Annotated in this window: 11 protein-coding genes and 1 riboswitch; of the genes, 5 read left to right on the top strand and 6 right to left on the bottom strand. The window is 73.6% G+C overall.

What is annotated here, in order from left to right; all coding sequences use genetic code 11:
- Positions 1–108: 108 nt before the first annotated feature.
- Genes thiE through ABZY91_RS33580 form a run of 3 tightly spaced genes read right to left on the bottom strand, consistent with a single transcriptional unit; the run spans position 109 to position 2,385 of the window.
- Positions 109–759, bottom strand: a complete 651-nt coding sequence (thiE, locus tag ABZY91_RS33590; RefSeq protein WP_329882165.1) for a thiamine phosphate synthase — start codon at positions 757–759, stop codon at positions 109–111.
- Positions 759–1,124, bottom strand: a complete 366-nt coding sequence (locus ABZY91_RS33585) for an Rv2175c family DNA-binding protein (RefSeq protein ID WP_329882166.1) — start codon at positions 1,122–1,124, stop codon at positions 759–761. Before ABZY91_RS33585 ends, thiE begins: the two co-directional genes overlap by 1 nt.
- Before the next feature lie 52 nt (positions 1,125–1,176).
- Entirely contained in the window at positions 1,177–2,385 is a 1,209-nt protein-coding gene (locus ABZY91_RS33580; protein ID WP_355406940.1) for an FAD-dependent oxidoreductase, read from the bottom strand.
- A 119-nt stretch (positions 2,386–2,504) separates the two neighbouring features.
- Positions 2,505–2,617: riboswitch (TPP riboswitch) on the top strand.
- 3 nt (positions 2,618–2,620) lie between these two features.
- Here ABZY91_RS33580 and thiO point away from each other — a divergent pair.
- From thiO to pknB, 4 genes are all read left to right on the top strand, one after another.
- On the top strand, positions 2,621–3,775 hold the full coding sequence (gene thiO / locus ABZY91_RS33575) for a glycine oxidase ThiO (protein WP_329952022.1): 1,155 nt from the start codon (positions 2,621–2,623) through the stop codon (positions 3,773–3,775).
- Positions 3,772–3,981: a sulfur carrier protein ThiS gene (thiS, locus tag ABZY91_RS33570; protein WP_329882169.1), complete on the top strand. Its 210-nt coding sequence runs from the start codon at positions 3,772–3,774 to the stop codon at positions 3,979–3,981. Before thiO ends, thiS begins: the two co-directional genes overlap by 4 nt.
- Position 3,982: 1 nt before the next feature.
- On the top strand, positions 3,983–4,780 hold the full coding sequence (locus tag ABZY91_RS33565) for a thiazole synthase (RefSeq protein ID WP_329882170.1): 798 nt from the start codon (positions 3,983–3,985) through the stop codon (positions 4,778–4,780).
- Between the two features lie 128 nt (positions 4,781–4,908).
- Entirely contained in the window at positions 4,909–6,663 is a 1,755-nt protein-coding gene (gene pknB / locus ABZY91_RS33560) for a Stk1 family PASTA domain-containing Ser/Thr kinase (protein ID WP_355406943.1), read from the top strand.
- A 31-nt stretch (positions 6,664–6,694) separates the two neighbouring features.
- Here pknB and ABZY91_RS33555 read toward each other — a convergent pair whose 3' ends face one another.
- A complete protein-coding gene (locus ABZY91_RS33555; protein WP_329882171.1) occupies positions 6,695–7,324 on the bottom strand; it encodes a molybdopterin-dependent oxidoreductase in 630 nt (209 codons plus the stop codon).
- A gap of 219 nt (positions 7,325–7,543) precedes the next feature.
- Between ABZY91_RS33555 and bfr the strand changes: the two genes are divergently transcribed.
- Positions 7,544–8,023 carry a bacterioferritin gene (gene bfr, locus ABZY91_RS33550; protein WP_329882172.1) on the top strand — a complete coding sequence of 160 codons (480 nt, stop codon included), beginning with the start codon at positions 7,544–7,546 and terminating at the stop codon, positions 8,021–8,023.
- 8 nt (positions 8,024–8,031) lie between these two features.
- On the opposite strand, the gene ABZY91_RS33545 is transcribed toward bfr, so the two are convergent.
- Together ABZY91_RS33545 and ABZY91_RS33540 are read right to left on the bottom strand one after the other, a co-directional pair.
- Complete coding sequence (locus ABZY91_RS33545) at positions 8,032–8,307, bottom strand: (2Fe-2S)-binding protein (protein ID WP_329952021.1); 276 nt, start codon at positions 8,305–8,307, stop codon at positions 8,032–8,034.
- Between the two features lie 196 nt (positions 8,308–8,503).
- Positions 8,504–9,856 carry a class II 3-deoxy-7-phosphoheptulonate synthase gene (locus ABZY91_RS33540; protein ID WP_329882174.1) on the bottom strand — a complete coding sequence of 451 codons (1,353 nt, stop codon included), beginning with the start codon at positions 9,854–9,856 and terminating at the stop codon, positions 8,504–8,506.
- Between the last annotated feature and the right edge of the window lie 68 nt (positions 9,857–9,924).

Raw genomic sequence — 9,924 nt, 5'->3', positions numbered from 1 at the left:
CGGGTGGGCGTGGGGGCGGCGGCCCCCCGCCCCCACGGCCGCGCCCCGAACGCCCGCACCCCGGACGGCGGTCCCGGGCGTGGGCGCCGGACGGCCGCCCGGCTTCGGCTAGACGGCGCGCAGCCGGCGGGCGAGCTCGGCGGCCGCGGCCCCCGGGTCGTCCGCGCCGGTGATCGCCCGGACCACCACGACCCGGCGGGCGCCCGCGGCCAGCACCTCGTCCAGGTTGCCCAGGTCGATGCCGCCGATGGCGAACCACGGCCGGTCGGTGGGCCGCCCGGCCGCGTACGAGACCAGGCCGAGGCCCGGCGCGTGGCGGCCCGGCTTGGTGGGGGTCGGCCAGACCGGCCCGGTGCAGAAGTAGTCCACGCCGGGCTCCGCGATCGCCGCGTCCACCTCGGACTCGGCGTGGCAGGACCGCCCGATCAGTACGTCGTCGCCGAGGATCGCGCGGGCGGCCGGCACCGGCAGGTCGTCCTGCCCGAGGTGCAGCACGTCCGGTCCGGCCGCATGGGCGACGTCGGCGCGGTCGTTGACGGCGAGCAGCGCGCCGTGCCGCCGGCAGGCGTCGGCGAAGACCTCCAGCGCCGCGAGTTCCTGCCTGGCCTCCAGGCCCTTGTCCCGCAGCTGGACGATGTCCACCCCGCCGGCCAGCGCCGCGTCGAGGAACTGGGCGAGGTCGCCCTGCTCACGGCGGGCGTCGGTGCACAGGTAGAGCCGGGCGTCGGCGAGACTCCGACGCCGGGTGTCGGCCGCCATCAGATCAGCATCGCCTGGGCGCGGCGCTTGACCTCGGTGCCGCGGTTCTCCTGCAGCGCCTGGATCGGGCTGCCGGGGAGCGACGGGTCCTCGGTGAAGAGCCACTCCAGGATCTCCACGTCGTTGTAGCCGCAGTCGCGCAGCACGGTCAGCGTTCCGGACAGGTGCTTGACCAGCCCGGTGCCGTCGATGAACGCGGCCGGGACCTGCAGCGACCTGTTCGGGCCGCGGCGCACGGCGATCAGTCCGCCGTGCTTGACCATGTCACGCACCTCGGTGACCCGGACCCCCCACTGCTCCGAGATGTCGGGCAGGTACATCCAGTCGGTGACCAGGGCTTCAATCTTGCTTTCGATCTCACTCACGTCACCAGACTGCCACCTCCGCGGCCCGCCGCGCACCAATCGGCCCCGCGGACTACCCGGCGACGGCCGACTTCAGCGGTACCGCGGGGTCCGCCGCACGGGCCCTGTCCAGCACCGCACCGCGTTCGACCAGCCGTCGGCCCTGGGTCAGATCGCGCGGGCGGTCGACGGCGAGCAGCGCGCGCAGGGCGCCGTCGCGCAGCCAGAGCACCGACCAGTCCGGCCCGTCCGGCGAACCGCGCCAGAGCAGTTCGTCACCCTCGGCGTGCCGCCCGGCGTACTGCGCCCTGCGGCCGAACTGCTCGGACCAGAAGTACTGCACCGGGTCGTACGGCGGCGCGTCCGTGCCGAGCACCGAGGCCGCCGCCGCCGTGGCGGACTGCAGCGCGTGGTCCCAGTGCTGGACGGCCAGGCGGACGCCGGAGCGCGCCGAGGGGTAGCTGACGCAGTCGCCGGCCGCGAAGACGCGGGGCAGGCCGGTGCGCAGCCGCTCGTCCACCAGGACGGCGCCGGCCGCGTCCAGCTCCACGCCGGAGCCGGCCAGCCAGCCGGTCGCCGGGCGGGCCCCGACGCCGACCACCACCTCGTCGGCCGGCAGGTGCGAGCCGTCCGCGAGCAGCACCGCGCCCGGTTCGACGGCGGCGACCCCCACGCCGCAGCGCAGCTCGACCCCCGCCTCGGCGTACCAGCCGGCCATCACCCGGCCGATCTCGGTGGGCAGGGCGCCGGGGACGGGGGCCGGGCCCGCCTCGACGACGGTCACCTCGCAGCCGGCGGCCCGGGCGGCGGTGGCCACCTCGGCGCCGATCCAGCCCGCGCCGACCAGCACCAGGCGCAGGCCCGGGCGGAGCAGGGCGCGCAGGGCGAGCGCGTCGTCCACGGTGTGCAGCAGGTGGGCCCGCTCGGCGCCGGGCAGGGCGCGCGGTTCGGCGCCGGTGGCGATCACCAGCGAGCCGTAGGGCAGGTCGCCGGCGTCGGTGTGCAGGACGCCGGGGGTGAGGCCGGTGGCCCGGCGGCCGGTGAGGAGCTCGACGTCCAGCTGCCCGAAGTCGATGTCGAGGGCGGTGGTGTCGGCCTTGCCGAGCAGCACGTCCTTGGAGAGCGGCGGCCGGTCGTACGGCGCGTGCGGTTCCGCGCCGACCAGCACGATCCGCCCCTGCCAGCCGTCGCGCCGCAGCACCAGGGCGCACTGGGCACCCGCCAGCCCCGCGCCGACCACGACCACCTGATCCGTCCGGTCCGCCCCGCTCTTGTCCGCCACGCCCGTCACTGTACCCAGCCCGGCCCCGGGCCCTCCGGTCCGGTCCGGGCGGCCCGCCCGGGGCCCGTTCCGCCCCTCGTACGCGCCTTCAACGGCCGCACCCCCCGGAGTTATGGTGGGGGCACCATCACGGGAGCCCGGCGTACCGGGCTGAGAGGCGGGCTGGAACGGCCTGCGACCGTCCGAACCTGATCCGGGTCATACCGGCGAAGGGAGAGCAGCGACTTTGACACGCTTGGCGAAAGGCGCCCAGGCCGACGTGCTGGTGATAGGCGGCGGCGTCATCGGACTCGTGGTCGCCTGGCGGGCGGCCCAGCGCGGGCTCCGCGTGGTCGTGGCCGACCCGGCGCACGGCGGCGGCGCCGCCCAGGTCGCGGCCGGGATGCTCGCCCCGGTCACCGAGCTCCAGTACGGCGAGGAGCCGCTGCTGCGCCTCGGCATGGCGTCCAACGAGCGCTACGCGGCCTTCGCCGCCGAGCTCACCGAGGCGAGCGGCGGCCAGGACACCGGCTACCGGCAGTGCGGCACGATCGCGGTCGCCCTGGACTCCGACGACCGCGCGGAACTGCGCGAACTGCACGACTTCCACCGCAGGCTCGGCCTGGACTCGCAGTGGCTCACCGGCCGCGAGGCCCGCCGACTGGAGCCGATGCTCGCCCCGGGCGTCCGCGGCGGCCTGCACGTCACCGACGACCACCAGGTGGACGGCCGCCGGCTCGCCGGGGCCCTGGTGCGCGCCTGCGAGCGCGCAGGCGTGCTCCTGCACCGCGCCGAGGCCGTCGGACTGCTGGTCGAGCACGACCGCGCCGTCGGCGCCCGGCTGTCCACCGGCGAGAGCGTCACCGCCGACCAGGTCGTCCTCGCCGCCGGCTCCCGCAGCCACCTGCTGCCGGGGCTGCCGGAGGGCGTGCTGCCGGCGATCCGCCCGGTCAAGGGCCAGATCCTGCGGCTGCTGGTCCCCGAGGCGTACCGGCCGTTCCTCTCCCGCAACGTCCGCGCGGTGGTCCGCGGGCAGCACCTCTACCTGGTGCCGCGGGAGAACGGCGAGCTGGTGATCGGCGCCACCAGCGAGGAGCAGGGGTACGACACCACGGTCACCGCCGGCGGCGTGTACGAGCTGCTCCGCGACGCCCACGAGCTGGTCCCCGGCATCACCGAGCTGCCGCTGACCGAGACCGCCGCCGGTCTGCGCCCGGGCTCGCCCGACAACGCGCCGCTGCTCGGCCCGACCGCGCTGCCCGGCCTGGTCGCGGCCACCGGTCACTACCGCAACGGGGTGCTGCTCACCCCGGTCACCGGCGACCTGCTCGCCGAGTACCTGGCCACCGGCGTGACGCCGGACCTCGCCGAGCCGTTCTCCCCCGCCCGCTTCACGAAGGTCCCCGCATGAGCGACATCACCCTGCACGTCAACGGCGAGCCCCGGACGGTCGCCGCCCCGACCACCCTCGCCGAGGTGGTGGCCACCCTCAGCCGGGCCCACTCCGGGGTCGCCGCCGCGCTGAACGAGACCGTGGTGCCACGCACCGACTGGCCGCGCACGGAGCTCTCCGCCGGCGACCGGATCGAGATCCTCACCGCCGTCCAGGGAGGCTGACATGGCCGACGACGCCTTCACCATCGCCGGTACCGCCTTCGGCTCGCGCCTGATCATGGGCACCGGCGGCGCCCCCAGCCTGGAGGTCCTGGAGCAGGCGCTGCGGGTCTCGGGCACCGAGCTGACCACGGTGGCGATGCGCCGGGTCAACGCCGCCACCCAGGGCTCGGTCCTCGACGTGCTGACCCGCAACGGCATCCGCGTGCTGCCCAACACCGCGGGCTGCTTCACCGCCGGCGAGGCCGTGCTGACGGCCCGGCTGGCCCGCGAGGCGCTCGGCACCGACTGGGTGAAGCTGGAGGTGATCGCCGACGAGCGGACCCTCCTGCCGGACCCGATCGAACTGCTGGACGCCGCCGAGATCCTGGTCGACGACGGCTTCACCGTCCTGCCGTACACCAACGACGACCCGGTGCTGGCCCGGAAGCTGGAGGACGTCGGCTGCGCGGCGATCATGCCGCTCGGCTCGCCGATCGGCTCCGGCCTGGGGATCCGCAACCCGCACAACTTCCAGCTGATCGTGGAGAGCGCGGGCGTCCCGGTGATCCTGGACGCCGGCGCCGGCACCGCCTCCGACGTGGCCCTCGCGATGGAGCTGGGCTGCGCGGCCGTGATGCTCGCCTCCGCCGTCACCCGCGCCCAGGACCCGGTGCTGATGGCCGACGCGATGCGGCACGCCGCCGAGGCCGGCCGGCTGGCCTACCGGGCCGGCCGGATCCCGCGCCGCTTCCACGCCGAGGCCTCCTCGGCGATGGCCGGCCGGGCCGAGCTGGACACCCGCGAGCACCCGGCGTTCTGACCCGGCGTTCCGACGCGGCCCCGGCACCGGCGCCGCCGCACGGTGTCACGAACCGGGCACAGACCGGCCCCGGGAGCGGTGCCTCCCGGGGCCGGCCGGGGCCCAAGCCCTAGACTCGCCGGGTGGACATGGCACTGCGCGACCCCCTGATCGGTACCCTGCTCGACGGCCGGTACCTGGTCGAGCGGCGCATCGCAGCCGGCGGCATGTCCACCGTCTACCAGGGCACCGACAGCCGGCTCGACCGGGTCGTGGCGCTCAAGGTGATGCACCCCACGCTCGCCGGCGACACCGCCTTCACGACCCGGTTCATCCGCGAGGCCAAGGCGGTCGCCCGGCTCGCCCACCCGAACGTGGTCAACGTCTTCGACCAGGGCGCGGACGGCGGAAACGTTTTCCTCGCCATGGAGTACGTCCCCGGCGGCACCCTCCGGGACCTGCTGCGCGACCGCGGCGCGCTCTCCATCAGGGCCGCGCTGGACATCCTGGAGCCGGTGCTCGCCGCGCTCGGCGCCGCCCACCGGGCCGGCCTGGTCCACCGCGACGTCAAGCCCGAGAACGTGCTGATCACCGACGACGGCCTGGTCAAGGTCGCCGACTTCGGACTGGTCCGGGTGCTGAACACCGCCGACGGCGCCTCCACCGCCGCGACCGCCGGCACCGTGCTCGGCACCGTCTCCTACCTGGCGCCCGAACAGATCCGACCGGGCGACGAGACCGACCAGCGGGTGGACGTCTACGCGGCCGGCATCCTGCTCTACGAGATGCTCACCGGACACCGCCCGCACACCGGCGAGAACCCCGTCCAGGTGATGTACCGCCACCTGCACGAGGACGTTCCGGCCCCCTCCGCCGACGTGCCCGGCGTCGGCCCCGGGCTGGACGCGATAGTGGCCGGCGCCTGCGCCCGCGACCGCGCGGCCCGCCCCCACGACGCGGTCGAGCTGCTCGCCGCCCTCCAGCGGGTGCGCCGCACGCTCACCCCGGACCAGCTGGACGCCGAACCGCCCGCCTCCACCCGGCCCAGCCCGCAGTACCCGACCGCCGAGCCCACCTCGGTGATCGCCGCCGGCCGCCCGGTCGAGCGGACCAGCGTGTTGGACGTGCCGCCGGACGTGATGGAGCAGCTGCTCGCCGAGCCGCGCCCGTACGACGAGCCGCCGCCGGTCCGTTCCCGCCGGGCCCCCGGCCGGCTGCGCCGCCTCCCCCGCCGGCCGCTGATCTGGACGGCCGTGCTGACCGCCCTGGTGCTGCTGGTCGGCGGCACCACGTACGCGCTCTCCGGCGCGCTGTACGGCACCGTGCCGGGGGTGCTCGGCAAGGACCGGGCCGAGGCCCAGCGGATCCTGGACGGCGCCGACATGCACGGCCGGTTCACCGAGGTGTACAGCGAGACCGTGCCGTCGGGGCTGGTGATCTCCACCGACCCGGGCGTCGGCGCGCGGGCCCGGAAGAGCGACACCGTGACGGTCACGGTGTCCCGGGGGCCGAAGCGGATCGCGGTGCCCGAGCTGGCGGGCAAGCCGTCCGCGCAGGCGTCCTCGGCGCTGGCCGGTGCGCAGCTGGCCGCCGGGACGGTGACCGAGACGCACAGCGACACCGTCCCGGAGGGATCGGTGATCAGCAGTTCACCGGCGGCCGGGCAGCAGGTCGCGGAGAACACGCCGGTCTCGCTGGTGGTCAGCAAGGGCATGGTGGCCGTCCCGGACGTGGCCGGGATGTCGAAGGAGGCGGCCGAGAAGGCGCTCCAGGCCGCCGGGTTCGCCATGCAGAGCAGCGGGGTGAACCTGTTCGGCACCGGCAAGGTCTCCGGCCAGTCGCCGGCCGCCGGGGAGCGCCGTCCTCAGCGCACCGTGGTCACGGTCACGTTCCCGTTCCTCTAGCCGGCCGCGGCCGGCCGGGCCGCCCGCGCGGTCAGCGCAGTGGCCCGTCGCCCGGCTCCTCCTGGTGGGAGTAGCGCTGCTCCTGCCAGGGGTCGGCCAGGTTGTGGTAGCCGCGTTCCTCCCAGAAGCCCCGCCGGTCGGCCCGCATGTACTCGACCGCGCGGACCCATTTGGGCCCCTTCCAGGCGTACCGGCCGGGGACGACCAGTCGGACCGGGAAGCCGTGCTCGGCGGTGAGGGCCTCGCCGTTGCGGTGGGTCGCGAGGATCGTCGCCGGGTCGGCGAAGTCGGCGAGCCGCAGGTTGGCGCTGTAGCCGTACTCGGCCCAGACCATGACGTGGCTGACGTCCTCGGCCGGCGGTGCCAGCTCCAGCAGGACGGAGGCCGACACGCCCGTCCACTCGCTGTCGAGCACGGAGAATTTGGTGACGCAGTGGAGGTCCGCACGGACGGTGGTGCGGGGCAGTGCGGTGAACCCGTCGAAGTCCCAGCTGTGCTTCTCCGCCGAGGCGGTCGCACCGAACACCTGGAGGTCCCACGTCAGCGGCTTGAAGCGGGGCACCGGACCGTAGTGCAGCGCAGGCCAGCCGCGTCGGGCGCGCTGGCCCGGGGGGAGTCTCGGGTCAGACGGCGGCGGCGGTTCTTGTTCGGACTGACCCATGGATCCCATGGTGACAGACGGCGGACGGCGCCCTGCGCGCGCCCCTTTCCAGGCCCGCACGCCCCGCCCGTACGGGCCAACGGACAAGCAAATCGGATATTCCGACACATGTCCTAGTGAGTGTGAACTTACTGGAATTTCCTCCCGCCCCGGTGCCAGGATGCGTGCAGCCGGAGGGTACGGCCGAGGTTTCCCGGACGCACAGAGGAAGGCAGCGCCATGAAGGGCGACGCAGAAGTCATCGAGTTCCTGAACGAGCAGCTCACCGCCGAGCTGACCGCAATCAACCAGTACTTTCTGCACGCCAAGATGCAGGAGAACTTCGGCTGGACGAAGCTCGCGAAGTACACCCGGCACGAGTCGTTCGACGAGATGAAGCACGCCGAGGTCCTCACCGACCGGATCCTCTTCCTGGACGGCCTGCCCAACTACCAGCGGCTCTTCCACGTCCGGATCGGCCAGACGGTCAAGGAGATGTTCGAGGCCGACCGCCAGGTCGAAGTCGAGGCGATCGACCGGCTGAAGCGCGGGATCGTGGTGATGCGGGCCAAGAACGACGTCACCTCGGCCAACATCTTCGAGTCCATCCTGGCGGACGAGGAGCACCACATCGACTACCTCGACACCCAGCTGGAACTGCTGGAGAGGCTCGGGGAGGCGCTGTACCTCGCCCAGCTGATCGAGCAGCCGGAGTCCTGAGTCCCGGCTCAGGCCGCGCGCAGCGGAGCCATCGGGCCCATCGGAGCGACCGCCGGCTCGTCGGGCGCCTCCGGGTCGGCGAGCCCCAGCCTGACGGCGAGCCGGGCGGTGGGGCAGGGCCGTGCGCCGTGCTCGCCGAGCAGGGCCTGGATCCGGCGGACGCAGGAGCCGCAGTCGGTGCCCGCCTTGCAGCCCTTGGCGATCTGGCGCGGCGTGTTGGCGCCCGCGTCGATCTCCTTCTTCACCTGGGCCTCGGTGACCGCATGGCACATGCACACGTACATCGCGGTCTCTCCCGGGGGTGAAGCGGAATGGATCTTGACTAAGGATTGCCTTAGCTCACTAAGCCTCACCTTACCCGGCGATCCGGGTGCGAAAAAGCCCCTCCGGACTCGGGAGTCCCGAATCCGGAGGGGCTTTCGTCACATCGTCCGCGCGGTGCGCCGCTCGGCGGCGGCCCGGGCGGCCCGGGGCGGACGCTCAGTTCCCGCCGCGGTACATCTCGGCCACCAGGAACGCCAGGTCCAGCGACTGGCTGCGGTTGAGCCGCGGGTCGCAGGCCGTCTCGTAGCGCTGGTGCAGGTCGTCGACCAGCACCTCGTCGCCGCCACCGACGCACTCGGTGACGTCGTCGCCGGTCAGCTCCACGTGGATGCCGCCCGGGTGGGTGCCGAGCGCGCGGTGCACCTCGAAGAAGCCCTTGACCTCGTCGAGCACGTCGTCGAAGCTGCGGGTCTTGTGACCGCTGGACGCCTCGAAGGTGTTGCCGTGCATCGGGTCGCAGATCCAGACCGGCTGGGCGCCGGAGGCGGTGACCTTCTCCACCAGGGTGGGCAGGTGGTCGCGGACCTTGCCCGCGCCCATCCGGGTGATGAAGGTGAGCCGGCCGGGCTCACGCTCCGGGTCGAGCCGCTCGATCAGGGTGAGCGCCTCGTCGACCGAGGTGGTCGGGCCGAGCTTCACGCCGATCGGGTTGCGCACCTTCGAGGCGAACTCGATGTGCGCGTGGTCCAGCTGGCGGGTGCGCTCGCCGATCCAGACCATGTGGCCGGAGACGTCGTACAGATCGCCGGTCCGGGAGTCCACCCGGGTCATCGCGGTCTCGTAGTCGAGGATCAGCGCCTCGTGCGAGGAGAAGAACTCGACGGTCTTGAACTCCTCCGGCGCCACGCCGCAGGCGTTCATGAAGGCCAGCGCGTTGTCGATCTCGCGGGCGAGCTGCTCGTAACGCTGGCCGGCCGGCGAGTTGCGCACGAAGTCCTGGTTCCAGGCGTGCACCTGGCGCAGGTCCGCGTAGCCGCCGGTGGTGAAGGCGCGCACCAGGTTGAGCGTCGCCGCGGAGGCGTTGTACATCCGCTTCAGGCGCTCCGGGTCCGGGATCCGGGACTCCGGGGTGAAGTCGAAGCCGTTCACCGAGTCACCGCGGTAGACCGGCAGGGTCACGCCGTCGCGGGTCTCGGTCGACTTGGAGCGCGGCTTCGAGTACTGGCCGGCGATGCGGCCGACCTTCACCACCGGGACGGAGGCCGCGTACGTCAGCACGGCCGCCATCTGGAGCAGCGTCTTCAGCTTGTTGCGGATGTGTTCGGCCGAGACGCCGTCGAAGGCCTCGGCACAGTCGCCGCCCTGAAGGAGGAACGCCTCGCCTCGGGCCACGGCACCGAGCCGGGCGCGCAGCTGGTCGCACTCACCGGCGAAGACGAGCGGCGGATACGAGGCGAGCTCGGCAAGGGTCTTGCGCAGAGCCTCTTGGTCCGGCCATTCAGGCTGCTGCGCCGCGGGCAGGGACTGCCAGGAGTGGCCAATCCGGGATGTCTCAGTCGTCACGGTCACACGGGCAAGGCTACGGGGTGCGCCGACCGTTTTGTGACCACTGCCCGAGGGGTGAGACATCCGCCGGA

Source organism: Kitasatospora sp. NPDC002965 (assembly GCF_040611255.1).
In the GTDB taxonomy this organism is placed as follows: Bacteria; Actinomycetota; Actinomycetes; order Streptomycetales; family Streptomycetaceae; genus Kitasatospora.
The sequence above is the reverse complement of the archived record's forward strand: the minus strand, read 5'-3'. Positions and strand labels throughout refer to the sequence as shown.